General features: G+C 44.9%; 23 protein-coding genes. 16 read left to right on the forward strand and 7 right to left on the reverse strand.

From position 1 onward, the window contains the following. Positions 1-109 precede the first annotated feature (109 nt). On the reverse strand, positions 110-1126 hold the full coding sequence (locus tag FM038_RS16725) for an IS110 family RNA-guided transposase (protein ID WP_142874471.1): 1017 nt from the start codon (positions 1124-1126) through the stop codon (positions 110-112). A 412-nt stretch (positions 1127-1538) separates the two neighbouring features. On the opposite strand from FM038_RS16725, the gene FM038_RS16730 reads away from it, so the two are divergent. Both FM038_RS16730 and FM038_RS16735 read left to right on the forward strand, forming a co-directional pair. Further along, complete coding sequence (locus tag FM038_RS16730) at positions 1539-1889, forward strand: hypothetical protein (RefSeq protein ID WP_142874472.1); 351 nt, start codon at positions 1539-1541, stop codon at positions 1887-1889. 310 nt (positions 1890-2199) lie between these two features. Next, entirely contained in the window at positions 2200-2589 is a 390-nt protein-coding gene (locus FM038_RS16735; RefSeq protein ID WP_142874473.1) for an HIT family protein, read from the forward strand. A gap of 691 nt (positions 2590-3280) precedes the next feature. Here FM038_RS16735 and gltS read toward each other — a convergent pair. The 3 genes from gltS to FM038_RS16750 all read right to left on the reverse strand — a co-directional run bounded on the left by gltS (position 3281) and on the right by FM038_RS16750 (position 5860). Next, positions 3281-4510, reverse strand: a complete 1230-nt coding sequence (gene gltS / locus FM038_RS16740) for a sodium/glutamate symporter (protein WP_142874474.1) — start codon at positions 4508-4510, stop codon at positions 3281-3283. Between the two features lie 437 nt (positions 4511-4947). After that, a complete protein-coding gene (locus FM038_RS16745) occupies positions 4948-5370 on the reverse strand; it encodes a hypothetical protein (protein WP_142874475.1) in 423 nt (140 codons plus the stop codon). A gap of 58 nt (positions 5371-5428) precedes the next feature. Continuing rightward, on the reverse strand, positions 5429-5860 hold the full coding sequence (locus FM038_RS16750) for a DUF3291 domain-containing protein (protein WP_142874812.1): 432 nt from the start codon (positions 5858-5860) through the stop codon (positions 5429-5431). Between the two features lie 413 nt (positions 5861-6273). Here FM038_RS16750 and FM038_RS16755 point away from each other — a divergent pair, with 413 nt between their 5' ends. After that, complete coding sequence (locus FM038_RS16755) at positions 6274-7368, forward strand: GGDEF domain-containing protein (RefSeq protein ID WP_195873098.1); 1095 nt, start codon at positions 6274-6276, stop codon at positions 7366-7368. Here FM038_RS16755 and FM038_RS16760 read toward each other — a convergent pair. Beyond that, positions 7365-8654: a dicarboxylate/amino acid:cation symporter gene (locus FM038_RS16760; RefSeq protein ID WP_142874476.1), complete on the reverse strand. Its 1290-nt coding sequence runs from the start codon at positions 8652-8654 to the stop codon at positions 7365-7367. The genes FM038_RS16755 and FM038_RS16760 overlap by 4 nt on opposite strands. 343 nt (positions 8655-8997) lie before the next feature. Between FM038_RS16760 and FM038_RS16765 the strand changes: the two genes are divergently transcribed. From FM038_RS16765 to FM038_RS16780, 4 genes are all read left to right on the forward strand, one after another. Continuing rightward, a complete protein-coding gene (locus FM038_RS16765) occupies positions 8998-10251 on the forward strand; it encodes a dicarboxylate/amino acid:cation symporter (RefSeq protein ID WP_142874477.1) in 1254 nt (417 codons plus the stop codon). 371 nt (positions 10252-10622) lie between these two features. After that, complete coding sequence (locus FM038_RS16770; RefSeq protein WP_199242700.1) at positions 10623-12023, forward strand: MFS transporter; 1401 nt, start codon at positions 10623-10625, stop codon at positions 12021-12023. 9 nt (positions 12024-12032) lie between these two features. Further along, the gene (locus tag FM038_RS16775) at positions 12033-14453 is read left to right on the forward strand and encodes a GH36-type glycosyl hydrolase domain-containing protein (protein WP_199242701.1); all 2421 of its coding nucleotides are present in this window, start codon (positions 12033-12035) and stop codon (positions 14451-14453) included. Further along, a complete protein-coding gene (locus FM038_RS16780; protein ID WP_223292885.1) occupies positions 14453-15244 on the forward strand; it encodes a CBM9 family sugar-binding protein in 792 nt (263 codons plus the stop codon). Before FM038_RS16775 ends, FM038_RS16780 begins: the two co-directional genes overlap by 1 nt. A 40-nt stretch (positions 15245-15284) precedes the next feature. Here FM038_RS16780 and FM038_RS16785 read toward each other — a convergent pair whose 3' ends face one another. Continuing rightward, entirely contained in the window at positions 15285-15740 is a 456-nt protein-coding gene (locus tag FM038_RS16785; protein WP_142874478.1) for a YaiI/YqxD family protein, read from the reverse strand. Positions 15741-15866: 126 nt separating this feature from the next. Beyond that, positions 15867-16466: a glycine zipper domain-containing protein gene (locus FM038_RS16790; protein ID WP_142874479.1), complete on the reverse strand. Its 600-nt coding sequence runs from the start codon at positions 16464-16466 to the stop codon at positions 15867-15869. A gap of 445 nt (positions 16467-16911) precedes the next feature. Here FM038_RS16790 and FM038_RS16795 point away from each other — a divergent pair, with 445 nt between their 5' ends. The 9 genes from FM038_RS16795 (at position 16912) to FM038_RS25325 (ending at position 26610) form a co-directional block, all read left to right on the forward strand. Next, a complete protein-coding gene (locus FM038_RS16795) occupies positions 16912-17310 on the forward strand; it encodes a MerR family transcriptional regulator (RefSeq protein ID WP_142874480.1) in 399 nt (132 codons plus the stop codon). Positions 17311-17489: 179 nt separating this feature from the next. After that, positions 17490-18659: an isovaleryl-CoA dehydrogenase gene (locus FM038_RS16800; RefSeq protein WP_142874481.1), complete on the forward strand. Its 1170-nt coding sequence runs from the start codon at positions 17490-17492 to the stop codon at positions 18657-18659. 92 nt (positions 18660-18751) lie between these two features. Continuing rightward, positions 18752-20359, forward strand: a complete 1608-nt coding sequence (locus FM038_RS16805) for a carboxyl transferase domain-containing protein (RefSeq protein ID WP_142874482.1) — start codon at positions 18752-18754, stop codon at positions 20357-20359. A 60-nt stretch (positions 20360-20419) separates the two neighbouring features. Further along, on the forward strand, positions 20420-21274 hold the full coding sequence (locus FM038_RS16810) for an enoyl-CoA hydratase-related protein (RefSeq protein WP_142874483.1): 855 nt from the start codon (positions 20420-20422) through the stop codon (positions 21272-21274). Further along, the gene (locus tag FM038_RS16815; protein ID WP_142874484.1) at positions 21274-23409 is read left to right on the forward strand and encodes an acetyl/propionyl/methylcrotonyl-CoA carboxylase subunit alpha; all 2136 of its coding nucleotides are present in this window, start codon (positions 21274-21276) and stop codon (positions 23407-23409) included. The genes FM038_RS16810 and FM038_RS16815 overlap by 1 nt, the downstream gene beginning before the upstream one ends. 2 nt (positions 23410-23411) lie before the next feature. Then, entirely contained in the window at positions 23412-24302 is an 891-nt protein-coding gene (locus FM038_RS16820) for a hydroxymethylglutaryl-CoA lyase (RefSeq protein ID WP_142874485.1), read from the forward strand. 98 nt (positions 24303-24400) lie between these two features. Further along, entirely contained in the window at positions 24401-25126 is a 726-nt protein-coding gene (locus tag FM038_RS16825; protein WP_142874486.1) for a CoA transferase subunit A, read from the forward strand. 16 nt (positions 25127-25142) lie between these two features. Then, the gene (locus FM038_RS16830; protein ID WP_142874487.1) at positions 25143-25799 is read left to right on the forward strand and encodes a 3-oxoacid CoA-transferase subunit B; all 657 of its coding nucleotides are present in this window, start codon (positions 25143-25145) and stop codon (positions 25797-25799) included. Positions 25800-26067: 268 nt separating this feature from the next. Continuing rightward, positions 26068-26610, forward strand: coding sequence for a type II secretion system protein (locus FM038_RS25325; protein WP_142874488.1), 543 nt, complete (start codon positions 26068-26070; stop codon positions 26608-26610). The last annotated feature ends 12 nt before the right edge of the window (positions 26611-26622 follow it).

A 26622-nucleotide genomic window follows, 5' to 3' on the forward strand; every position in this document is an offset into this window, starting at 1 on the left:
GTAAGGTTTTAAGTAGAGCAGTCTGACTGTCTCATCATCAAATCAAGTGTCATAGCAACTTGCTGGTATGTTTTACGCTAACTCGGTTCGTCTTACTTTAGGACCACTGCTACGCAAATGTCCTATATTCATCTTCCCTAGCGGCGATAGCCCAGGTTATTCTTGCAAGCTTGTTAGCCACTGCAACACAGGCCTTATTAAACCCCTTTCTTTCTGCCAAAGCGTATGCCCAGCGGCTCAACCTATCTTGTTTTCCTCCGCAGTGCTGCAAGACCGCTCTTGCTCCATGTATAAACAAAGTTCGTAAATAGGCATTGCCTCTTTTGCTTATCCCTAGCAGGTTATCTTTGCCGCCACTGCTATGTTGTCTTGGCACTAAGCCACACCAAGCTGAGAAGTGCCTACCATTGGAGAAGTCTTTTCCTTCACCCACTGCCGCATAAAAAGCTGTCGAAGTGACAGGACCAATACCTGGAGATGTCTCTATACGCAGGCAAACAGGGTTTGTATTTCTCTCTTCTACTATCTGCGTATCACAGCTTTTTAGGCGTTTCTCTATATCGGTAAATTCTTCATGCAACTGATTGAATATGTACCGTCCTTTCACTGTCAGTTCATTGTTCTCATCAGATAAAGTGTCAGGAAGCGCTTTCCTAAAGGCCGCTTTGCTTTTTGCTATTACGATGCCGTATTCTGCCAGCATGCCTCTAACCTGGTTGACTAAGGCGGTAGACTGTTTGTTTAGACGTTCCCTCATTCGGTGAAGCATCTGTACATCCTGCTGCTCGACAGGCTTTGGCTGTACGAAGCGCATATTTGCTCTTTGGGCTGCCTCAGCTATTGCGAGCGCATCGTTATAATCATTTTTATTACCAGGCCTGTATGGAATGACGTATTGAGGGGCTATCAATTTGACTTCATGGCCTACCTTTTGAAACTCTCTAGCCCAGTAATTAGCTCCACCACAAGCCTCCATGACAACAAGGCTTGGCTCTACTTGTGCAAAAAAATGAATTAAGTCTTTACGCTTAATCATTTTCTTTTTGACAAGCTTTCCTGCTTTATTCACGCCAACAAAATGGAAAACAGACTTTGCGATATCTAAACCAATTGTAGTAATCTTCATGGTGGACCCGTCCTCTTTCTGATGAGTTGTAGCAACTTCATCGTGGCCCATTGTGAGGCCGATTAAAAGGGGATGGGTCCATTCCATTACCTACACTGAGGTTTTCACAAGCAGTCTATCTCTTCAGTTTAGGTTTATTGCTAGGCTTCGTAACTCACTTCTGCCCCTAAATCATTTAGAGCTTGAATTCTAGCCATGTCGTTGAGCTCCTTTATTGATTAGATTTACTAATTTCATTCTTTTGGTTATACAGTTTACGCATTGAAACAGAAGCTATTACTGAAACTTCTATATTAAGCTTTGAACTCGATTTGGTTGAAGGTATTGGTGGTCGAAGAACATGTAACGATATCGAATTTTGTATATAATTATGCTGATATTTGACGAATCGACATCACCAAGGGACAAGTTAATGAATAGGCTATTAGCGATATCACTAGCAATATGCTCATTTTCAGCTGTGGCAGCAGACCTTCCGACCCATGAAGAAGCTCAAGCTCAAATAAAGAAATGTGGAGAAATTGCACAAATTGCGAGTGGCATGCTAGCTGCTGCTACCGTTGATAATATACCGAAAGAAGAGATGGAGTCCAAATTTCGTAGACTTGAAGTATCATCCGATAACGAGAGAAAGTCTGTTAATTTTGGTAAAAGAGTCATGAATCATGCATATAAAGCTGCTGAGTCTGGAGCTACTCGTGGTTTCATTGATTTCTATTATGATGCTTGCTTAAATAACTTCAACAAATTTAAAGACCTGTAAAGGCATCGACAATTGTGCGTTCATATTAAAGTTTGATAAATCATAATAAAGTCTGACCATTTATAATATAGTTTGATAATTTCTCGCATTTTTGCAGGCAGAAACGGGTTAGGAGTAACACATTTCTGCCCCTTTATGTGTTTACAAAGCAAGTCGATAGTCGATTCCGTAAGTAGTTTCACCTTACTTTTCCTTATATCAGGCTATTTTCAGTAATGCTTGAAAACTACCAATATCGATTATTGCGCAAATCCTATGCATTTGTATATGATGCCTTTATAGCCTCTAGATTCAAATTGGATGAATACATATGACGTTAATCGAGCAAATAGTTAATCGTGAAATCGATGCCGTAATTGTTTATGAATCAATAGAAGTAATTGCTTTTGCAGACCATGATCCGATTAACTTTGGACATATACTTATTGCACCTAAGAAACCGTACGCATCTTTTCCCGATTTACCAGAAAAAGTGCTCAGTGAAATCAATACGGTAGCTAAGGTTTTTTATCAAAGGATTGCATCAAAATATAATCCTGATGGAATTAGCTTCATCCAGAATAACGGTGACTTTAATGATTTAGGTCATTATCACCTTCACATATTCCCAAGATTTCATGATGATAAGTTCGGATGGACGAGTAGTAATTTAGGAGTGCAAACACTCGATACACTGAGAGCTTCGTTAGATGATATTTGATGCTCTTTGCTTCTCGAAACCGTGTTAAACCGTCAACTATTAAAGCTGTGTTAATTAGTAATTTGGACTACAAAAAGTTATGCAAAGGGTATAATTTGCTCGAAGTTCGTAACACACTTCTGTCCATAAACGTGTTTAGTTATCACAAGCCAGTAAAACTAAAATCGAAGACATAAATAACCAGGTTTGAACGCGGCTGTGGCCGTCCATTACATGGACGTCATGGCCGAGGCTATAGGGATATATTCACGCCGTGTCGCAGAAGTGTTTGCACTTAAGCTTGCTGCAGGCAATAGGTAACAATGAAGTTATGTTTACCTGAAAATAATCCAATACAAAGTTAGCCTAATGAAATCAATTAAATGGATATTTAAGTAACTTGTGATCCGACAAGTCATCACATTTTTGTCCATATAAGTCTTTGCACTTAAGGTCACTCATTCACATCCTTGTGATCGTGACATTCGTAAATCCATTTACAGCACCTGCTGCAAGCAATAAACACCAATGAAGCTATGGTTCTCAATAAACTAACCAAATACCGAATTAGCCCAATGAAACCACAATAGATATTTCAGGAACTTGTTATCCGACAAGTATCAACCCAATGAGACCAAATCCCTAAAAGCTACTTGTCACTTGCTATCAGGCAAGCTCCAAGTAGCTGGTAAGTTTCAAGTAGCTGACAAGATTAAAAATTAACGAACAGGTTAATGATCATCGCATTGACGATATCGATAAAGAAACCACACACCAAAGGTACGATAATAAAGGCTCTGTGCGCCGCACCATATTGCTGGGAAACGGCTGTCATATTCACTATCGCCGTTGCAGTTGAACCTAAAGTCACACCACCAAAACCGGAACAGATCACCGCCGCTTCATAATCTTTGCCCATCATCCTGAACACGATAAACACAGTAAATAAGATAGATAGCGTGACTTGAAGTGCCATTACCACTGAGATATACGCAAGGCTCCCCTCAAGCTCCCAAATTTTGAGACTCATCAATGCCATCGTCAGGAACATACCCAGACAGATATCTTGGATCAGCGACAAGCCTTTAGAGGCATCCTCAACATAGCTTCTATCTTTCTCTTTATCTCGATTCAGATAAGCACGGCCAATATTACCTATGATGATACCGGCTAAAAGACAGGCAACAAACATGGGCAATTTAAGCCCTGCACCTTGTAGGCCTAAATCGATAAAGTAACCAATTATCAAGGTGACGTTAAGCCACAGCCAAGCACGCAATACCCCAAAATAATCCACCTGAATATGCTTAGCGTTTTTGTTATGACTCGCACCGATATCTAAGTTGTCATCAAGGTTAGGCTTTACCTGATGACGCTTCATCAAATATGCCGCGATTGGGCCACCAATCACACAAGCAGCAATAAGACCTAAGGTGTTTGACGCTATACCTAACTCACTGGCATTGACGATCCCTAGCTCCTCAACAAATGTTGGCGTCCAGGCCATTGCCGTGCCGACGCCACCAATGAGAGAGATTGAACCTGACATCAAACCTGCTTTGGGGTCTAGACCAAATAGGGTTGCAACACTCACCCCCATGAAGTTTTGCAGGAAGATAAACACACTCGATAACATCAGCAAAATAAGTAAGGGCTTACCGCCTTTGAGCAGAGTCACAATATCCGCTTTTAAGCCAATGCCGGCAAAGAAGTAAAGCAGTAAGATATCCCTGACCTCTAAATTGAACTCAATCTGAATGCCAAACGCATAATAGAGGATCCCCACAATTGTCGCACAGGCAAAACCACCGACAACAGGCTCAGGTATGCTGTATTTACGCAATAGCTCGTAACGAGAGATGATCGCTTTGCCGATAAATAGCGCAATAATCGCTAAGGTAAATGATACAAAGTCTTTTATTTCGACTATCTGGGGTTCCATCTAATTATCTTCCTCCATAATTTTTCATTAGTTTACATAAAATTAACACCCTATTGTAGGGAGAAGATTAATATAGAGCGAAAACACTGAATTGAAGTTGAATCAAGTAGAGTAAAAGACTGAATCACTCAGCCTTTTATAGAAAAACAGATGGTAATGATGTAATACCAATCAGTATAAGAAATTGATCTACTCAGAGCTATTTTGGGCAAACTAATTCGAGGCGAATAAGTGATGTAATGGTGATCCCTTATGAGGTTATTCAACGAAGAAGTAGGCAGCCCAAAAAGCTCCTATAAGGCGAGTTTTAGCGCTTCTGAATGCTGCGTTAACGAGCTTAAACGTAGAATAACTATGCTCTTCACTCGTTGCCTTGCCTCAGAAGCGCTAAACTCTCGCTGAGCGATCAAGTCTTTATACTGATTGGTATCGTTGGCCTATTTGCGGGTATAGATCTGTAAAATGGGATTGAGGTGATTGCCAAATGAAAGTGTCATAGAGATACTTTCTCCAGCTTTAAACTTTTGTTTATAAAATCGTGGTGAGATACGTTTACCGTCTCCGATTAACGCCATGATCTGATCATGTTGAAAAATTCGGCTGCCTGATGACTGGTTCTCTAATGTGACTACGGCTCGGCGATCGCCCTTCTCATTACTCATCAGTACATAATTGACCACAGTAAAATTACTGATGTTCGGTTGAATATCATTATCATTAGTGAAGTTAAGGCTGACATCATCGGACACGATACGGTCGACACTAAACACCTCATTTTTACCTTTATCATTGGCTGAGAAACTGCTAAAGCTGATCAAAGCAGTGAACACTGCCATGCTTGCTATCCATTGACGGTTCAAACAAACCTCCTACAAAAAATGCTCATTAAAATTCACGACTATTCTGTACTATACAGGACTATTCACGACTAGGCTTAAAGCTAAATGCATAAGCCGACTCACCTTGATCCCTTAAATGCATCAACCTCTCTTTCGCCTCTTCCACGCTAGGCTGGTGACCTTCTGGCACCCACCAAAGCACGTAATTCGCGTCATCTAATTTATCAAACCACTCACTTTTACGTTTCAAAAAATCGATATGATGCGTCTTGAAGATAAAAGCTTTAAGCGACTCGACTGACTCCCACACTGAGATATTAACGATAAGTGATGGGTCCTCGAAGGCCTGAATACTGGTGGCATCGCCACTTTCATCCTGCAGGCGCCAGACAAAACCTTGGCTTGATTCAGCAATGGCATTGATAGGCTCTAAATTATCGACAAACTCTTTCATTAAAGGTTCATCCATTGCAGCCTTAGTACGGGCAATATTTAGCTGAGCTAGTTGCATTTTCTCTGACATTTAACGTCCCTATTAATATAATTTAATCGACGTGAATGAATATAATTTATATTGGTGCCATTCAATCACAGCGCAATAAAGTTCCTATGCTGCTGTATACGCTCTATCCAAACTAACTATGCTTGGATACTCCCTTAAATCGAAGCCTGCTTCATTGCAGCTGCCTCGTGTGTATTGAGTAAATGACTCTACCTTAAATTAACTGATGCTGAAATAAGCACACACAACTCAAATGTAATAAACAATATCTATCAATAATTTTCAACAAGCGCTATTAAAACAAGCGTTAATGTCATCTTTCTCTGCTCCCAATAAAGTAAAACGTGCGCTAGCACAACGACAAGCGAGGAGCAGTTCCCTACAATCTGCCGCGAATAGTCATTAATAGATTTGATTGAGATATGGATTCTTTTCAGTGGGATAGCCACTATGTTACCGGGTTAGATGATGTCGATGAGCAACACTTTAAGCTTGTTAGTCTGATTAACCGCTTTGGTCGTCAGATAGTCAGAGATGAGCTAGTGCTAGCAGATATCGAGGGCGTGCTCGGTGAGCTATGGGATTACACTCAGAACCATTTTTCAGATGAAGAACTACTGATGACCCATAAAGGGGTTGATGAACGCCATATCAAAGAACAAATCAAAGAGCATCAGTACTTTCTCAATGAAATCTTAAGCTATCAGGCAAGTATATCCATACAAGACAGAGATACATTAAAAAGCCTGCTCAAATTTCTAACTCAATGGCTTGCCTTCCATATTTTAGGTGCAGACCAAAATATGGCTAAACAGATCACTGCCATCGATTCGGGGATGACCCCCATGCAAGCTTATCGGCTAGAGCAGACACAAACGAGTAATGCCACCACACCGCTATTAACTGCACTTAACAGTTTATTTGAACAAGTATGTGACCAAAACCAGCAACTGAAAATACTTAATCATTCTCTTGAAGATAAAGTTAATGCACGTACTCAGGCTTTAATCGATGCCAATAAGCATTTAGAAAAGCTGTCAAATACAGACTCTTTGACCGGGCTGTTTAATCGCCGTTACGCCATGGAACAGCTCAGCCAGCTTTGGGGGCAGTCACAACATGAACAACACACCTTGGCCTGTATCTTAATTGATGCTGATGACTTTAAATCGGTCAACGATACGTTCGGTCATGATGCTGGAGATATCGTCCTGTGTGAATTAGCGCGCCACCTAACTCATCATCTACGAACCGATGATTTAATCTGCCGTCTTGGGGGAGATGAGTTTATTGTGATCAGCCCTAATACACAGCTCTCTGATATCAAACAGTTAGCCGCTAAGCTTCATGATGAAATAGCCAATATAAAAATCGCACTGGGAGAGCATTACTGGTTAAGTAGCATCAGCGTTGGCGTCGCTGTTCAAACGCCGCATATGGCACACTATCACGATCTCATTAAGCAAGCCGATAAGTCTTTATATCAAGCCAAAGCCAGAGAGATATGTATAGCCTAGTCATCCCTGGGCTGGGTGACTTCATGATCTTGCTCAGGTGAAAGCACCCAAGTCTCCCCCTCAGAGCGCGCAATAATCACGGTGCCGCAGGCATCACTATAGACGTTCACTGCCGTTCTGAGCATATCCAAAATTCTGTCGGTCACCAATAGCAAACCTATCGCCTCGAGTGGCAGGCCGATGGCCCCTAAAATAACGGTAATGGCCACTAGACTTGCCGCGGGGATCCCTGCGACTCCGATGGAGGTTAATAGGGCAACTAACACTATGGTGAACTGAGTGACAAAACCCAACTCTAATCCATAGGCTTGGGCAATAAACATGGCCGCAACGCACTCATAAAGCGCGGTTCCGTCCATATTGACTGTCGCTCCTAAAGGGAGGACAAAACTGGCTGTTTTACGTGAAACTCCGGCGCGTTTTTTTACGCACTCCATGGTCAAAGGAAGCGTTGCCGATGACGATGCCGTAGAAAATGCCATCAACATAGCCGGTGACATCACGGTGAGCTGTTTTAATGGACTCACACCACCAACAAATCTGAGCAGAATGGGTAAAGCCACAAAGGCATGTACAGCCAGCGCTGCCATTACCGTTAACAGAAAAACTAACATGGGCTCGAACGCATCAAAGCCTGTTGCACTGACTGTTTTTGCGATTAAGGCAAATATACCAATGGGGGCAAACCTAAGTACAAACTGAGTAATAAGCACCATGGTCTTAGAGACACCGGTCCAAAAATCTCTGAGTACTTCTCCTCTGCGCCCTTCGACGCGTCCCATGAAGAAGCCAAACAGTAAACTAAAGAAGATAAGTCCTAACATCTGACCTTCAGCCGCCGCCGAAACGATATTGGTTGGCACCATACGAATAAAGATCTCTAACACATCCTTGCTGCCTCGACCTTCTACTCTCATCAAGGTTGATGCCAGCTCATCACTGTCGGCATGAAGATTTAACATCTCACCAGCAGGAACACCATCTATGATACCTGGCGTTGTGATATTGACGATGGTGAGGCCAATTAAGATGGCGATCAGACTGGTGGTTGCATAATAGCCTAAGGTCTTTAACCCCAAACGGCCTAAATTATCCCCTTGGTTCAGGCTGGCCATGCTGGAGATAATTGACGCCATGATCAAGGGCACAATCACCATCTTCAGCGCATTAAGAAACAGGGTGCCGATAAAGCCGTAAACTTGATAGAGATTGCTATCTTGGGATGTCATCAAGCCAACAAAAAGCGCTATCACAATAGCTATCATTATCTGCCAGTGAAGCTTCATCAGTTACACCTCGAGTAAAAACATCGCAACCACCCTACAAATACTAGTCAAACTCAGTGTATTTATCTAAATAACAGAGCTAAACAGTGTATCGCTCTGCTTTACTGCCGAGTTGTTTCGTAAAGGTAAACGGTTAGCGCACAATGTATCCAAGCGAACGGGCAAACGTTAATGCCAGACATGGCTAGCGTTAAGGGCTTAAACAGATCAGGTTAAAGTTCACCCTAATTGCTATGGTTGGACTTGTTAGCGGCTTGTATATAACAGAGTATTTTTAGCACTAATAACGGAAGTAATAATCTATGGAAGGAGTAATTATTATTAAAATTGAAGGTGCAGACTTATGTTCAAATCTCTATCATCCCGCATATTTGTCGGCTTATTTGCCGGTTTATTGTTAGGAACCATAATTCAATATGGTTTTGCTGGCAGCAGTTTTGCCAACACAACCTTAGTCGATATCGCGTCAGGCGCAGGCAGCATGTTCGTGCAGCTGATCATGATGTTGGTTGTCCCACTCGTTTTCTTCAGTATTGTTACTGGCATTGTTGAACTACGCGATCTTAAATCTTTTGGCCGCTTAGGGAGCAAAACCTTTGCGTTATATCTAGCCAATACTGTGGTTGCGATTATCGTATCAATTGGTTTAGCCATGTGGATCGCACCAGGTGCAGGCATGCAGCTGGTCGGCGATCAAAATGCCAGCCTGACATCGACAGAGCTTCCTGGCTTTATCGACATGATAGTCAACATTATCCCAAGCAATCCAGTCGATGCATTTGCAACGGGTAACATGCTGCAAATCATCTTTATGGCACTGCTTACTGGCGGTATTGTAAAAGCCCTCGGTGATGAAGTTAAGCCTGTTGTGACCTTCTTCCAGCTCGGTAATAAGATCATGCTTAAGATGATCACCGTGGTGATGAGTGTGGCACCAATTGGTGTATTCGCCCTTATGGTCAAACTGGGCGCAACCTTTGAGCCTGAAGCCTTCTTAAGTGTATTTAGCTACATGGCGGTTATCGTTGGTCTATTGGCGTTCTGGGCCCTAGTGGTTTACCCGATGGTTATCGGCATGACAACCAATATCTCAGCATCAGAGTTTCGTCGTAAGACCCGTGAGCAGTTCCTGTTCTCACTGTCGACGGCCAGCTCAAATGCGACCATTCCAGTGACTATGCGTACCCTGACTGAAAAGCTTGGTGTGAAGCGCAGCGTTGCAGGTTTCGGTGTCCCTATGGGCGCAACCATGAACATGAGTGGAGCGGCTATCTACATCACAGTGGCAGCCTTCTTCGTCGGTAACGCCTTCGGTGCCCCAATCACCATGGAGCAAGTACCAGTTCTCGCATTTAGTGTATTCCTGCTTTCAATTGGTGCAGGTGGCGTACCTGGCGGCGGTATCGTCATGATAGGCGTACTTATTCACCAGATGGGTCTACCTGTAGAGGCCATTGCCCTGGTTGCTGCTCTTGACCGTATTATCGATATGTTCTGTACCAGTACCAACGTGGTCGGTGATTCAGCAGTGGTGACTATGGTTGATCATAGTGAGAAAGCCGAAGAAGCTAAGCTAGGCGAGCCAGTCAAAGCTTAATCTTATACCGCTATATCAAACTAGAAACTAAGAATATAAAAAGACACTTGATGGTGTCTTTTTATATTTATCACTCCCAAAAAACCAATAGCTACCGATTCTAATCACGCCCGATCGGCTCACCTTTTTATCTATACTTCCTAGCACTTACGCCAATAATTGGCCTATTTACAGCCACTTCCTCCACCTGTACTTCATCCAGCCCTTAGGTCTAGCGAACAAAAAACACGCTATTCAAACTCCATGACACATGCTATGTTAAATAAATGTAAGCGGTTACATTTTGTTTTACACGTGACTCAATAAAAGTTTCAACGCCCACTTTTTACCTGTGACAAAGCGAAAGTGAATACCCATTAAAGAGCCGAACTATGATGATTCAAACTGAGAAAATGAGTACAAGTTCCACCCCTAAGGCAGAAGAAAAGCTCAGCCTTAGAGAAAAGTGCGGCTACGCCATGGGAGATGTGGCCTCTAACTTCTATTGGCGGGTGTTTGATCTCTTTCTGTTTATCTTTTATACCGATGTATTCGGGCTCAGCCCTGCCGCTGTCGGTACCATGATGTTAGTCACTCGAGTGATTGATGCGTTCTCAGATCCTATGATGGGCGCGTTGGCAGACAGAACCAAAACACGTTTTGGTAAATTTCGCCCCTATTTGATTTGGGGCATACTGCCTATCGCGGCGGCTGGTGTACTGACCTTCACCGTGCCAGATCTGGGTGACTCGGGCAAACTTATTTGGGCCTATGGCACCTATATCTTTATGATGCTGGCCTATACCTTCATCAATGTCCCTTATGGCGCACTACTGGGTGTTATCACAAACGACACACAAAGCCGTACGACCTTAACCAGCTTTCGTTTTATCGGTGCATTTTCTGGCGGCACCTTAGTGGCCTATCTGACACCTGAGCTAGTAAGCTGGCTCGGTGGAGATAATGTCGAGCTTGGCTGGCAACTTACCATGGGTCTCTACGGCGCAGTCGCAGCACTCTTGTTTACTCTCTCATTTATCACTACAAAAGAGCGTATCTCCCCAGCTATCAGTCAAAGCACGCCAATTAAGCAAGATATTAAGGATCTGTTTAATAATCGCCCCTGGATAATCCTGTTTTCCTTAGCGCTTATTATTATGATGACCATCTCACTGCGTGGCAGTACCGGCACCTTTTACTTTAAATACTATGTCGGCAGAGAGGACTTAATTGGCAGTTTTGCCATGGCGTACATGCTATCTCTGGCAACAGGTGCAGCCTTAACGCCTTTACTGACTCGATATATGGATAAGCGTAATCTCCTGTTTGTCTTGATGTGTTTGGTCACAGTCTTCTCCGCCCTGTTTTACTTTGTGCCTAAGGATAATATCCCTCTTATCTTCGCCCTACAGATAGCAATCGGCCTCTGTCTTGGGCCAAAGTCTCCACTGGTATTTTCCATGTATGCCGATACAGCCGATTTTTCAGAATGGCAAAACGGCAGACGTGCGACGGCAATGATATTTTCAGCGGCCTCGTTTGCTCAAAAGCTTGGCGGCGCACTGGCTGGCGCCATGATAGGCTACCTGCTTGCCTCTATGGGGTATGTGGCCAATCAAGCCCAAAGTGCGAGTTCTGAGCAGAGTATCGTGTTACTGATGACCGCAATCCCCGCCCTATTTGCTCTCATATCTCTGTTTATCATTCGTCTCTACCCACTTAATGACAGCAAGCTCAATGAGTTGCAACGCGATCTGTCAACACGCGCAGCTAACGCAAGCAGCGAAAGCTAGGGCACATTAATGTCGGAACTCACTATGAATAACCAAGCCCCATTTACCTGCATTGATGATGCGTTAGTCCTTCATAGCCCAAAAAGTATGCCTAAAGCCAGTGGCTTTTTGTGGAACCCTCACATGATGTTACAGATGAACTGTAGAGGTTATGCAACCGCGCAGTTTATGCAGCCCGAACCGGCCAAATATGCCCATGGGCCAGCGCTTGAAGCCAAAACCTTTATGCAGCCAGAGCATAGCTTCTATGCTCATCATCCGGCGCGTTTCTTCTATATCAAGGATGAAGATTCAGGTAAGCTTTTTTCTGCCCCCTTTGAACCTGTACGACAAGCCCCTAAAAGCTATAGGTTCATCATTCAGGCAGACTGCATCAAGTGGTTAATTAATTTTGATGATATTGAGATTGAAATTATCCTCAACCTCTCTGCTACGGATATTGTTGAGATGTGGCAGGTGAGACTCACCAATAACAGCCCTAAGCGTAGAAACATCAGTTTCTATCCTTATTTCTCTATCGGTTATATGTCCTGGATGAACCAAAGCGCGGATTTCGATAACGAACTCAATGCGATAGTAGCAAGCAGTGTAACCCCTTATCAGAAAGTCAGTGACTACCCTCTCCAAAAAACGTTTAAAGACCTCACTTTTCTACTCGCCGATAGAACACCCAGTGCTTGGACATCACATCAGGCAAGCTTTGAAGGAGAAGGCGGACTGCACAACCCAGACAGTATAAGCGCTGAATATCTGTCTCAAGATCCTAGCCTGTATGAGCCCCCTGTCGCAATTTATCAATATAGACTGACACTCGAAAGCCAACAAACCGAGCAGTTTCGGTTTCTATTTGGGCCAGCCAAAGACACCGCCGAGATTGTAAAAATCAAGCAGGTTTACTTCGATACCCTAGGTGGCTTCGAGCAACAACAGGCGGCTTATAAACAATATATCTCTGGCTATAAAGCTTGTATCAATATAGAGACTCAAGACCCTCTTTTTAATCAAGTATTTAATCTCTGGCTGCCTAGACAGATGTTCTACCACGGTGATGTGAATAGACTCAGTACAGATCCTCAAACCCGAAACTACCTGCAAGATAATATGGGCATGAGTTATATTGCCCCAGATATTAGCCGCATCGCATTTCTCAAGGCGTTATCTCAGCAGCAAGTCAGCGGCGCCATGCCAGATGGCATTTTGTTGAGCGCCGATGCTGAACTTAAATATATCAACCAGATCCCTCATACCGATCACTGCGTTTGGCTACCTATCTGTATCTTGGCTTACCTTAACGAAACAGGCGACATATCGCTGCTAAAAGAGAAGATATCCTATGCTGATTCATCACAATCAGAATCTGTGTTTCTGCATATCAGCAAGGCATTAAACTGGCTTGTTGATCATAGAGATGGTCGAGGACTGAGTTATATCGATCAGGGAGATTGGTGCGATCCGATGAACATGGTCGGCCACAAAGGCAAAGGCGTATCTAGCTGGTTATCTCTTGCCACCGCCTATGCGCTTAATCAATGGGCCGAGCTCTCCCATCAACTTGGTCACCACCAGAGTGTCGACGATCACCTAACCCAAGCAGCGGAGATAAACCAAGCTGTTAATCAGCACTGTTGGGATGGTAACTGGTTCGCGCGAGGGATCACCGATGACAATCGATTGTTTGGGGTAAAAGCCGATAATGAGGGACGCATCTACCTAAACCCTCAAAGTTGGGCCATGATGAGCAATGCAGTAGATGAAGTGCAACAAGCAAAGATGTGCCAGGCGATAGACGAGCAACTGATGACGCCTTTTGGCCCTATGATGCTAGCCCCCGCCTACACTAAGATGCAGACCGATATCGGCCGCTTGACCCAAAAATTCCCCGGCACTGCGGAGAATGGCTCAGTATACAATCACGCCAGCGTCTTTTACGCATGGAGTCTATGTAAAATAGGCAAGCATCAGCAGGCGTATGATCTACTCATGCTGATGCTACCCAACTTTCAAGATGCCAGTTACAGGGGTCAACTGCCTAACTTTATTCCTAACTACTATCGCGGCGCCTATCATCAACACCCGAAAACCGCCGGAAGAAGCAGTCAGTTATTTAACACTGGTACCTTGGCCTGGTATTACCGCTGTTTTGTTGAAGAAATTATCGGGGTTAAGGGCGACTTACACGGTTTGATCATCGAGCCTCATCTGCCTATGCAGTGGCCTTCAATATCACTGACACGCGAGTTTCGTGGCGCCAGTTTTCATATATCCATCAAGCAGGTACCACTAGAGAAGGACGGAATAACTAAACCAAAGATAAACCTTAATGGCAAACCTATTAAAGGCAACAGAATTGACCAATGTCAAACTGGCGAGCAATACAGAGTCACCGTAGAGGTACCTACATCATTATTATCTAGGCAGAGCAATACTTAATGAATAAGAGCACGTTATCCCCCTTAGGCAGGTTATTAGCTATGACTCTTTGCTGCTTATTGGCCTGTTTATCAGTCAATGCCTATGAAGCACCTTGGGCAGCTCAAGCGCCAACCATAGATGGTATTGCCAGTGAGGCTGTTTGGTCTAAGGCGCCTTGGCACCTGTTGGACCAACTAATCGATGGCACACAGCCAAGCCCAGATGATTTCAGTGGTCGCTTTAAAGTGCTTTGGGATGAGAAACAGCTCTATCTGCTCGCCGAGATCAGCGACGATATCTTAATAGACCGCTATGCCGGTCCACTGCACAGGTACTGGGATGATGACTGTTTAGAGGTCTTTATCGACGAAGACAGATCTGGCGGCGATCATCAATATAACTTCAATGCTTTTGCCTATCATGTGGCACTGGATAATCAAGTGGTCGATATTGCCCCGCCCCTATCATTTGGATCTGATACAGGTAAGACAAACTTTGTGCTATTGAACCAGCATATCACCAGTGTATGGAAGCGAGATGAAACCGTCCCTAACAAGGTCATCTGGGAGCTGGCAATACACGTCTATGATGATAGCTTCACTTTGAGCCCCACAGACACAAAAACCAATAGGCCGGTAAAACTATTTCAAGGAAAGAAGGTGGGATTTATGTTGGCCTATTGCGATAACGATGGGAGCGAGTCACGAGAGCACTTTATGGGCTCCCATGCCATCGAGCCTATCAATGGCAATAAGAATTTAGGTTATATCACCGCAGATGTATTTGGCGAGCTTCACTTAATAAAATAACCAAAAATGTAAATTGACTAGGTCCCAAACGCGCCCAATTTTAGCTCGGCTTGTGATGCTTAGTGATAAACCTGTCTAGCTGATTGGCAAATGCCTGACGCTCACTCTGTCCCATAGCCGCTGGCCCACCAGTCTGCACGCCACTGGCACGCATGGTATCCATAAAATCACGCATATTGAGTATCGACTTGATATTTTGATCGGTATATAGCTCACCACGAGGATTGAGCGCCACACCACCTTTATCGATCACTTCCGAGGCCAAAGGAATATCAGCGGTGATGACGAGATCGCCCGCATCGAGGCGCTTAACTATTTCGTCATCGGCCACATCGAAACCCGAAGGTACAGTCACCATCTTAATAAATCGTGATGGCGGGATACGCATAGAATGATTCGCTACTAGCGTCACTTCCACTTTTGCCCTGTCAGCCACCCTAAACAGCGTCTCTTTAATCACACCAGGACACGCATCGGCATCAACCCAAATTTTCATTTTATCTCCTATCCCTCTACATCTTTATCATAAGAAAAAGGCGTAGCGCATACACAATAATGGGCGGCACCATAGCACAAAGCGCCCCTCAAAACAGCAAGTAGAGTAGCACTGATTGGCATAAGTTTACTTCACACTATAGCCCTTAGCTTCGAGGCAAGCTGAGCTTGCTTTAAGGTAGTTCTCTGTGCCCTGTGTATTAGCCAGCTGTACCAGCTGATCCTCTGTAGCTTGCGCCTGAGCTTGTTGTTGAACCGCTTGTTGCTCTGCCTGAACCTGTTGCTCAGCAGCTTGTGCATTCGAGCGCCTGCTCTGACGACGACCAGCAAGTGCACCGACGGCTGCACCTGTCGCCGCAGCATCACTGCGGTCTTCATCACCCACTTCAGCAATGATAGCGCCTGCTGCTGCACCCGCCATAGCACCGCGCATCCCAGCCCCTCTTTCAGCTCCCTGCTCTACGGGTTGCGAAGATATCGTTGGCGTGGAGTAGCTAATCGATTGCGCCACCAGCGGATTTTCAGGATCAAAGCCTGTCTCTTCAATCGCCCAGGCATGACAGCTTTGCTTATCTAAGCTCTGCAGCTCTTTGCTCTGACCATTTTCAGGAAAGACATATTGCTCAGCGTGAACTGCCGATGTAAAGCATAAAGCAAAACCTGAAATAGCCAGTGCCGATAATGTCAAAGATGAAGCACGTAACGCTGAAGATAGTGATGATTTCATAAGAGTATCCTTTTAAAGATGAAAACTCAGGACAACAACTAAATAACCTGAATAGAGAGGGTGATGATTGCTTGGAACACCAGCTCATTAAGTGGGATAAATAATAAACGAACGCTAAGAAGTTAAAAACAGCAACAAAAGAAACAAAGGGTTGCTAAATATAGAACAGCAGTAAAGAGTAGCGTGGAAGATGTCAGGCTATTTATGACTAATACCAATCGGTATAAAGCCCTCAGGCGATAATGACCCATACCTTCAATAAGTGTGGCCTCTGCCCTTTGAGGCCACACTCAAGCAGTTTTGTTACAACGAGGTGGCACATTTGGTTGACAGCCTCACCTTGGGGTATTTCATTAAATCTCGACTTGCAAAATGGCCATTAGCTTTACCTTTACGTAAACTTCATATATCGTTCTGGAAAAGTTAAATATTATGGTGTTATTCAATGAGTGAAAATCTGAGCCCACAAACAACTTACTCCATCAGTGAGCTATCAAAAGAATTTGATATTACCACTCGGAGTATTCGTTTCTATGAAGATCAGGGCTTACTAAAACCTAAACGCCGTGGTCAAACACGTATCTATGGTTTAAAAGACAGGGTTCGCTTGAAGCTTATTTTAAGAGGAAAACGTCTGGGTTTCTCTTTAGCTGAAACCCGTCGTCTATTTGAACTTTACGATGCTGATAAAAATAGCAGTTCACAGTTAAATACCATGCTCGATTTAGTCGAAGATAAGAAAGCATCTCTGCAGCAGCAGATGGACGATATCAAAGTAGTATTGATGGAACTCAACTCTGCAGAGCAACAGTGCAGAAGCGCTTTGGCACTTCAAGACAAGTAAGGTTTCATGTACAAAGTGTCAATACACATGGCATCAAGAACACCATAAAAAAAGATGCCATTTTTAGCACTATGCTTAAGCAGTCTCAAACGATGACACCTAAGTAGTTATAAAAACTACAGACACATAATTAAAAATCTATTCATTAAAGATTTAAAAAATTGACAGGACAACACGCAATGACTCAACTCTACTCATCTCTTAATTTCGGCCTAGGCGAAGACGTCGACATGCTGCGTGATGCAGTACAAAACTTTGCCGCTAATGAAATTGCCCCGATTGCAGCAAAAACTGATTTAGATAACGCATTTCCTAATGAACTCTGGCCAGTTCTGGGAGATATGGGACTGCTTGGTGTCACTGTCTCTGAAGAGTATGGCGGCGCCGATATGGGTTACCTTGCTCATGTTGTTGCTATGGAAGAGATCTCACGCGCTTCGGCCTCTATTGGCTTAAGTTATGGTGCGCATTCCAACTTGTGTGTGAATCAAATTAACCGCAACGGTAATGCTGAACAAAAAGCTAAATACCTGCCTAAATTAGTCAGTGGTGAGCATATTGGTGCCCTTGCGATGAGTGAACCCAACGCAGGTTCTGATGTTGTTTCGATGAAATTACATGCCCGAAAAGAAGGTGACCGTTACATTCTCAACGGTAATAAAATGTGGATCACCAATGGTCCTGATGCACAAACGTATGTCATCTATGCCAAGACAGATTTAGATAAAGGCGCTCACGGTATCACAGCATTTATTGTTGACCGCGACTCTACAGGTTTCAGCACGGCGCAGAAACTCGATAAACTCGGCATGCGCGGCTCAAATACCTGTGAGCTAGTGTTCCAAGATTGTGAAGTACCCGCAGAAAACATACTTGGTGGTCTCAACAACGGTGTAAAAGTATTGATGAGCGGTCTGGACTACGAACGAGTGGTGCTATCGGGTGGGCCTCTGGGAATAATGAACGCCTGTATGGATATTGTCATTCCTTATATTCACGAACGTGAACAGTTTGGTAAATCAATTGGTCAATTCCAATTAGTACAAGGCAAACTCGCCGATATGTACACAGGTATGAATGCAGCAAAATCTTACATCTATAACGTGGCTAAATCTTGTGACCGTGGTGAAACCACCCGTAAAGATGCAGCAGGCGCAATTCTCTACTCTGCCGAACTGGCCACTAAGATGGCCCTCGATGCCATTCAACTTCTCGGTGGTAACGGTTACGTCAACGAATACGCCACAGGCCGCCTATTGCGCGATGCCAAGCTGTATGAAATTGGCGCTGGCACCTCAGAGATCCGCCGCATGTTGATTGGCCGTGAGCTATTCAACGAATCTAAGTAATTCATCAGTGTCATGACGGTAAATAGATGCCGTCATTGAACACTTTAATATCTATTGAAACGTTAGTTTTAAGCTCCAAAAGGATTAAAACCGTGACGCAATTTAGCAGTCGTATAAACTCCCGCAGTGATGAATTCAAGGCTAAACATGAAGACATGGCTGCCGTTGTTCAAGATCTCAAACTAAAACTCAAACAAATTGAACAAGGCGGCGGTGAAGTCGCTCGAGAACGTCATCTTTCTCGTGGTAAATTACTGCCGCGTCAACGTGTCGAAAAGCTGCTAGACCCAGGTTCTCCTTTCCTAGAGTTATCTCAATTTGCCGCTTATGAACTCTATGAAGATGTGGTGCCTGCTGCGGGCATCATTGCTGGTATAGGCCGTGTCAGCGGCGTCGAGTGTATGATCATCGCTAACGATGCCACGGTAAAAGGTGGCACCTACTACCCGGTTACGGTTAAGAAACACTTGCGAGCCCAAGAGATCGCCAGTCGCTGTCACCTCCCCTGTATCTATCTGGTCGACTCTGGTGGCGCAAACTTGCCTCGCCAAGATGAAGTTTTCCCTGATAGGGACCATTTCGGTCGCATCTTCTACAATCAAGCACAGATGTCAGCTAAAGGCATTCCGCAAATCGCGGTGGTAATGGGCCTATGTACAGCCGGTGGCGCTTATGTGCCCGCCATGGCTGATGAATCGATTATCGTCAAAGAGCAAGGCACTATCTTCCTCGCGGGTCCACCATTAGTAAAGGCCGCTACCGGGGAGGTCGTGACAGCAGAAGAGCTTGGCGGCGCAGAGGTGCACACTAAGATCTCAGGTGTGGCCGATCATATGGCACAAAATGATGATCATGCGCTTGAGTTAGCACGCAAAGCCATCACCCGCCTGAACCATCAAAAAACGATCGAAGCACAATTGAGTCCGGTTAAACCGCCCAAGTTCGACATCAATGAACTCTACGGCATCGTCGGTACCGATCTTAAGAAACCATTCGACATAAAAGAAGTGATAGCCCGTGTGGTCGATGACTCAGATTTTGATGAGTTTAAAGCGAACTACGGTAGCACCTTAGTCTGTGGTTTTGCCCGCATCCATGGCTACCCTGTCGGCATCATTGCCAATAATGGCATCCTGTTTTCTGAATCAGCCCAAAAAGGCGCACACTTTATCGAGCTGTGTTGTCAGCGAAAAATCCCCCTCTTGTTCCTACAAAATATCACCGGCTTTATGGTGGGCAAAAAGTATGAACATGAAGGCATTGCTAAGCATGGTGCCAAAATGGTCACCGCAGTGTCATGTGCCAATGTACCAAAGTTTACCGTGATCATCGGCGGCAGTTATGGCGCGGGTAACTACGGCATGTGTGGCCGAGCCTTCGAGCCTACCATGATGTGGATGTGGCCAAATGCCCGTATCTCTGTCATGGGTGGAGAGCAAGCCGCTGGCGTGTTAGCCACGGTCAAACGTGATGGTTTAGCCCGCAAAGGCGTTGAGTGGAGTGATGACGAGGAGCAAAAATTCCGTGCCCCGATTGTTGAGCAATACGATAGAGAAGGTCATCCCTATCATGCCAGTGCACGTCTCTGGGATGATGGCATTATCGATCCGGCGCAAACCCGTGATGTTGTTGGCCTAGCACTTTCTGCCGCACTCAATGCGCCAGTAGAAGAAACTAAGTTCGGTGTGTTCCGCATGTGATCCTTTGAAATAGCGCAACCTTTGAAACAAATAAAAACAAGAGCAATGGGTAGAGAAGCCATGACTAACGAACTTTCAAGCTGCACTTTTTCAAACAAGTTTAGCTATATCACCTGCCGGTTAGCAGCCGGTGTGGGTGAGATGATTTTAGATCGAGCCGAAAAGCATAACGCTTTTGATGAAGTCATGATCGCTGAGATGATCCAATCACTGGAACACTTCGCAAACAATAATGATTGCCAGATGCTAATCGTCAAGGCAAACGGTAAAAACTTCAGTGCTGGCGCCGATCTAAACTGGATGCGCAAACAAGCCAAGATGGATTTTGCGCAGAACCTGAGTGATGCCAACGAACTTGCCAAGCTGATGTCTGACTTAGACCAGTTTCCCAAACCCACAATTGCGCTAGTACAAGGCGCCGCTTTCGGTGGTGCATTGGGCCTTATCTGTTGTTGCGATATCGCCATCGCTAATGAACGAGCCAGCTTTTGTTTATCAGAGGTCAAACTCGGCCTTATTCCGGCGGTGATCAGTCCTTATGTGGTTCGTGCTATGGGCCAACGCGCCTCACGCCGCTACATGTTAACGGCTGAAAGATTCAGTGCCGACAAAGCCCTCGAGCTACAAGTCATTCATGAAGTGAATGATGACCTTGATACAGCTGCTGAGCCGTTTATCAAGACCCTACTCGCTAACAGCCCGCAAGGTATGGCATGGGTGAAAACTTTACTGTCTCGCCTCGAAGATGGTGTTATCGATGAGCAAACCCTCAGTTATACCAGTGAGCGAATTGCCAGCATTCGGGTATCGAATCAAGGCCAAGAAGGCTTAAATGCCTTCTTTGAGAAACGCCCGCCAAACTGGACCAGTACAGACACAGCTTCAAAGAAACCTCGTGCGCAAGGAACCCAATAATGTCTAGTCAATCACTCATAAAAAAACTATTAATAGCTAACCGTGGTGAAATTGCCTGCCGCATTATTAAAACCGCTAAAGCCATGGGTGTTCGCACCGTCGCCTTGTACAGCGATGCCGATGTTGATGCTCGCCATGTTGCCTTAGCCGATGAATCCTTTTACTTAGGTGGCAGTGCACCCGCTGACTCATATCTCAAAGCCGATCTGATATTAGATATTGCAAAAAAATCAGGCGCTCAGGCCATACACCCAGGCTATGGTTTCCTTTCTGAAAATGCAGAGTTTGCACGAAAATGCGAACAAGCAGGCGTGATTTTTGTCGGCCCCAGCTCTGAAGCCATTGATTCTATGGGCAGCAAGAGTGCCGCTAAAGATATTATGGGCGCGGCCAATGTGCCCTTAGTACCTGGTTACCACGGCGAGGGGCAAGATGATGATTTACTGGTTAAAGAAGCCAACAAGATGGGCTTCCCGCTACTGATTAAGGCTGCTTTTGGCGGTGGTGGTAAAGGCATGCGTATCGTCGAGAACAGCGCTGAAGTCTTGGAAAACATCCACTCTGCCAGACGCGAAGCCATCTCATCCTTCGGTAATGATAAATTACTGATGGAACGTTATTTACGTCAGCCCCGTCACGTTGAAGTACAAGTTTTTGCCGACAGTCATGGTCACTGCATCTACCTGTCGGATCGCGATTGCTCTATTCAGCGTCGCCATCAAAAAGTAGTTGAAGAAGCGCCGGCACCTGGACTAAGTGATGCGCTCAGAATCAAGATGGGTGATGCTGCAGTTGCCGCTGCTAAGGCTATTGATTATTGCGGCGCCGGAACCGTCGAGTTTCTACTCGATACCGATGGGAGTTTTTACTTCATGGAGATGAATACACGTCTTCAGGTAGAGCATCCGGTCACAGAGATGGTCACAGGCCAGGACTTAGTGAAATGGCAACTTATGGTCGCCAGTGGCGCTCAACTACCATTGAGCCAAGATGAAGTACGCATTCACGGCCACTCTTTTGAAGTGCGTATCTACGCTGAAGACCCACAAAATGAGTTCCTGCCAGCCAGCGGTAAACTTAACTTTTTGCGTGAACCCGAGCAGAGCAAATTTGTGCGTATCGACTCAGGTATTCGTGAAAATGATGTGATCAGTAACTTCTACGATCCGATGATCTCTAAGTTGATTGTCTGGGATGAAACTCGCCCACGCGCATTACAGCGTATGGTGCACTCATTGCAGTCATATCAGATCAGTGGCTTGAAACACAATATCGAGTTTCTGGCTAAGATCACCGAACACAAAGCCTTTAGTGAAGCCAACTTCAGCACCGATTTTATCGAGCGTTACGGTGATGAACTGATAGGTCGTAGCCCCCTTCAGTCACAAGAGTCGGCTTCAAATGATGAGCAAAACGCCCTAGCCCTTGCAGCCTTGTATCAGCTATGTGCCCGCAAAGTTGCCGCTAAAGCGTGTGCCATTAACAGCCATGATCCCTACTCGCCTTGGGGCACAGTAAGCGGATTTAGGCTCAATAGCACCAGCACTCATCGAATTTCACTGCTTGATGATAATCATCAAGTCCAACATATCGATGTCAGTGAGCTACTCGTTGCTGGGCAATCCGTCTACCAAGTTAACATTGATGAAAATACCTATACATTAAAGGGTGAACTCATCGATGAAATACTTCACGCTGAAATTGCCGTTAAAAAGCACAATGACAATAACAATGACACATCAGCCATCAAGGCATCAGGTCATAAGGTTAAAGTGCCAGTCAGCCAGGTTGAAGATGATTTCACCCTGTTTATCAATACCACCAGCTATCATTACCGCGCCATTCAGACTGAATTAGAAGAAGAGCAGGAATGTCTCGAAGATAAGCTCAATGCGCCGATGAACGGCACTATCGTCACTCACTTAGTCCAAAAAGGTGATGCTGTCACAGCAGGCCAAGGCCTGATGGTAATGGAGGCGATGAAGATGGAGTACACCATAGAATCTCCATTTGATGGTGTAGTATCAGCCTTCTTCTTCGAACCCGGCGAGCTAGTCACAGATGGCACCATATTACTAGAAGTCGAGCCCCTAGAGCCTACTGAGACTGAAGAGAAAGCAGAAGGGAAAGCATGAAGATGATGCCGAAACAAGTTTCTATTTTTGAAGTCGGCGCTCGCGACGGCCTGCAAAATGAAAAGCCGGTATCGACTCAAGATAAAATTATCTTGATTGAAGATTTGGCTAAAGCAGGTGTAAAGCGTATCGAAGCAGCCAGCTTTGTGTCTCCTAAGTGGGTGCCACAGATGGCCGATTCTGGTGATGTTTTACGTAATCTTAAGCGTGAAACTGATGTGGTCTACAGCGCACTGACCCCTAATATGAAAGGCTTGGAACTTGCGCTTGACGCTAAAGCCGATGAAGTTGCCATCTTTGGCGCGGCGTCCGAGAGCTTCTCTCAGCGTAATATTAACTGCTCAATTGAAGAGTCCATTGCACGCTTTGAGCCCCTAATGGAGCGAGCTTTAGCCGAGAACATTCGCGTACGTGGCTACGTATCTTGTGTACTAGGCTGCCCCTATGAAGGTGATATCGATGTGAGTGAAGTAGCTCGCGTGTCTGAGATCCTTTACAAGATGGGCTGTTATGAGATCTCCCTCGGTGACACCATAGGCGTTGGCACACCGAATAATGCCCGTAGAATGGTAGAAGCTGTCAGCCAAGTCGTGCCAGTTGATAAGCTAGCACTGCACTTTCATGACACTTATGGCCAAGCGCTGGCGAACATCCTAGCTTGCCTTGAAACTGGCGTCAGTGTCATCGACTCCTCAGTAGCAGGATTAGGTGGTTGCCCTTATGCCAAAGGCGCTTCAGGTAATTTAGCCACCGAAGACCTTGTCTATATGTTGCAAGGTCTAGGAATAGAAACTGGCGTAGATCTAAACTTGCTGGCTCAAGCAGGTAAAAATATCAGCCAAGCACTGCGCAGACAAACAGGCTCTAAAGTTGCCCAAGCCTTGCTCAGTTAATAGCGAAGAAGAGTAATAAAGTAAGTCCTAGGCACTAGAACCTAGGGCCTCGTTTCTAAAGATTAAAACTCGACCCTTCTACAAAGGAGATAAGAATAATGGCAGGACTAAATAAAGTCGTACACAGTTATGAAGAAGCCCTAAAGGGCCTTTCTAATGATATGACTGTGATGGTCGGTGGTTTTGGTTTATGTGGCATTCCGGAAGGCCTGATCGCTCATATGGTCAAAACTGGCGTCACTGGACTAACAGCAATTTCAAATAATGCAGGTGTCGATGATTTTGGCCTAGGCTTGCTACTCAAGAGTCGCCAAATCGATACTATGATAGCCTCCTATGTTGGTGAAAATGCCACCTTCGAGCAGCAGATGTTGTCGGGTGAACTCAATGTGATCTTAACGCCTCAGGGCACACTAGCAGAAAAAATTCGTGCTGGCGGCGCTGGCATTCCCGCCTTCTTCACCGCAACAGGTTACGGTACTCCTGTTGCCGAAGGTAAAGAGACGCGCGAAATCGACGGCCGTCATTATGTGCTAGAGCCATCACTCACCGCAGATTTTGCCTTAGTCCGCGCCTGGAAAGCCGATACTATGGGGAACTTAGTCTTTCGTAAAACGGCTGCGAACTTTAACCCTATGATGGCAACAGCCGGTAAAATTACTGTGGTAGAAGCCGAGCATATCGTTGAACCTGGAGAGCTGGATCCGGATCATATTCATACACCGGGTATCTATGTAAATCGTGTGATTCAAGGCACATTCGAGAAGCGCATCGAACAACGTACCGTGAAACCTTCATTAACCCAAGCATCAACTCGCGCATAAGCAGGAGGGAGACAGTATGGCATTATCAAGAGAACAACTCGCACAGCGTGTAGCCCAAGAACTAAAAGATGGTTATTACGTTAACCTCGGAATAGGCATTCCAACCTTAGTCGCAAACTATATTCCACAGGGCATCGATGTGATGCTGCAATCAGAAAATGGACTTCTCGGCATGGGAGAATTTCCCACCGAAGAAACCATAGATGCCGATCTTATCAATGCGGGTAAGCAAACAGTAACAGCTGTCGATGGCGCATCATTTTTCTCTTCGGCAGAGAGTTTTGCCATGATCCGCGGCGGTCATGTAGACCTGACCGTATTGGGCGCGTTTGAAGTTGATGAGCAAGGCTCTATCGCCTCTTGGATGATCCCAGGAAAGCTTATCAAGGGCATGGGCGGCGCTATGGACTTAGTGGCTGGCGCGGATAACATCATCGTCACTATGATGCATGCAGATAAACGCGGTAACTCTAAGCTACTGCCTAAGTGTGAACTGCCCCTAACAGGTTTTGGTTGTATCAAGCGCGTGCTAACCGATCTGGCCTTTATGGAGATTAAAGATGGCGCTTTTCATCTGCTAGAGCGTGCACCTGGCGTATCTGTCGAAGAGATCGTTGAAAAAACAGCTGGTAAGCTTGTCGTTCCTGAACATGTGCCTGAAATGAGCGTTTAACAGACCGCCAGTCTCAACAAAGACAATGAATTACAGGCCTCATTTCTATGGGGCTTTTTACCCTCTAACTCTACTTAACTTAACCTTAGACAGCCTAACAACTTCACACCAAAGACAACATAGCAACCCACCCACGTAACCATACCGTAGAGCCTATTTAACACTTTAATTTAATTATAATTTATATTTAGATACCTAATGATACACTCTTGATAAGAAGGCCTTGTTTAAGTATATTTCGCGCACTATTTGTTAGAGACTTTATCCTGTGCGTTTACACAAACACAAAAATGGTTTTACCTTAATCGAGTTAGTGGTTGTCATTATCATACTCGGTATTCTCGCAGTTATTGCGGCGCCTAAATTTCTATCATTAGGTAGCGATGCACAAACTGCCACACTGAAGGGAGTAACAGGCTCAATCACCTCGATGAATCAACTTGTTCACTCAAAAACCCAGGTTGATGGCATTGCCGATAAGCCTGATTGTTCTTACGATTGCAATGGTCATCCCAATTGGGACCGTTTGATTGGACACTACTTTATTGATGTATCGGGCACACGACTGTACGTATACGAAGGCTATCCGTTAGAGTATGCAGGCGATCCCATCGTAGAGAGAAATTACCGTACAGTGATGGATTTACCTGCTGATGAGTATATCTTTGTTAAGGCTGCAACCTTCTCCATCGTCCCAATTAAGTTTGCAGATAAGCTCCCTGAAATCGAAGATGGTAGCTTTAAGTGTCATATAGAGGGTAGCGCTTCATTATCCGACCACTCCTTTAAAGCAGTGACAAATAATTGCTAACCGTGTCGCTAA

Origin of the sequence: Shewanella eurypsychrophilus, from assembly GCF_007004545.3 — a bacterium.
GTDB lineage: Bacteria > Pseudomonadota > Gammaproteobacteria > Enterobacterales > Shewanellaceae > Shewanella > Shewanella eurypsychrophilus.

Coding starts and splice junctions, on each gene's coding strand:
- FM038_RS16725 (WP_142874471.1), bottom strand. CDS start 1,126: ATGAAGATTACTACAATTGGTTTAGATATCGCAAAGTCTGTTTTCCAT.
- FM038_RS16730 (WP_142874472.1), top strand. CDS start 1,539: ATGAATAGGCTATTAGCGATATCACTAGCAATATGCTCATTTTCAGCT.
- FM038_RS16735 (WP_142874473.1), top strand. CDS start 2,200: ATGACGTTAATCGAGCAAATAGTTAATCGTGAAATCGATGCCGTAATT.
- gltS (WP_142874474.1), bottom strand. CDS start 4,510: ATGGAACCCCAGATAGTCGAAATAAAAGACTTTGTATCATTTACCTTA.
- FM038_RS16750 (WP_142874812.1), bottom strand. CDS start 5,860: ATGCAACTAGCTCAGCTAAATATTGCCCGTACTAAGGCTGCAATGGAT.
- FM038_RS16755 (WP_195873098.1), top strand. CDS start 6,274: ATGGATTCTTTTCAGTGGGATAGCCACTATGTTACCGGGTTAGATGAT.
- FM038_RS16760 (WP_142874476.1), bottom strand. CDS start 8,654: ATGAAGCTTCACTGGCAGATAATGATAGCTATTGTGATAGCGCTTTTT.
- FM038_RS16765 (WP_142874477.1), top strand. CDS start 8,998: ATGTTCAAATCTCTATCATCCCGCATATTTGTCGGCTTATTTGCCGGT.
- FM038_RS16770 (WP_199242700.1), top strand. CDS start 10,623: ATGATGATTCAAACTGAGAAAATGAGTACAAGTTCCACCCCTAAGGCA.
- FM038_RS16775 (WP_199242701.1), top strand. CDS start 12,033: ATGTCGGAACTCACTATGAATAACCAAGCCCCATTTACCTGCATTGAT.
- FM038_RS16780 (WP_223292885.1), top strand. CDS start 14,453: ATGAATAAGAGCACGTTATCCCCCTTAGGCAGGTTATTAGCTATGACT.
- FM038_RS16785 (WP_142874478.1), bottom strand. CDS start 15,740: ATGAAAATTTGGGTTGATGCCGATGCGTGTCCTGGTGTGATTAAAGAG.
- FM038_RS16790 (WP_142874479.1), bottom strand. CDS start 16,466: ATGAAATCATCACTATCTTCAGCGTTACGTGCTTCATCTTTGACATTA.
- FM038_RS16795 (WP_142874480.1), top strand. CDS start 16,912: ATGAGTGAAAATCTGAGCCCACAAACAACTTACTCCATCAGTGAGCTA.
- FM038_RS16800 (WP_142874481.1), top strand. CDS start 17,490: ATGACTCAACTCTACTCATCTCTTAATTTCGGCCTAGGCGAAGACGTC.
- FM038_RS16810 (WP_142874483.1), top strand. CDS start 20,420: ATGACTAACGAACTTTCAAGCTGCACTTTTTCAAACAAGTTTAGCTAT.
- FM038_RS16815 (WP_142874484.1), top strand. CDS start 21,274: ATGTCTAGTCAATCACTCATAAAAAAACTATTAATAGCTAACCGTGGT.
- FM038_RS16820 (WP_142874485.1), top strand. CDS start 23,412: ATGATGCCGAAACAAGTTTCTATTTTTGAAGTCGGCGCTCGCGACGGC.
- FM038_RS16825 (WP_142874486.1), top strand. CDS start 24,401: ATGGCAGGACTAAATAAAGTCGTACACAGTTATGAAGAAGCCCTAAAG.
- FM038_RS16830 (WP_142874487.1), top strand. CDS start 25,143: ATGGCATTATCAAGAGAACAACTCGCACAGCGTGTAGCCCAAGAACTA.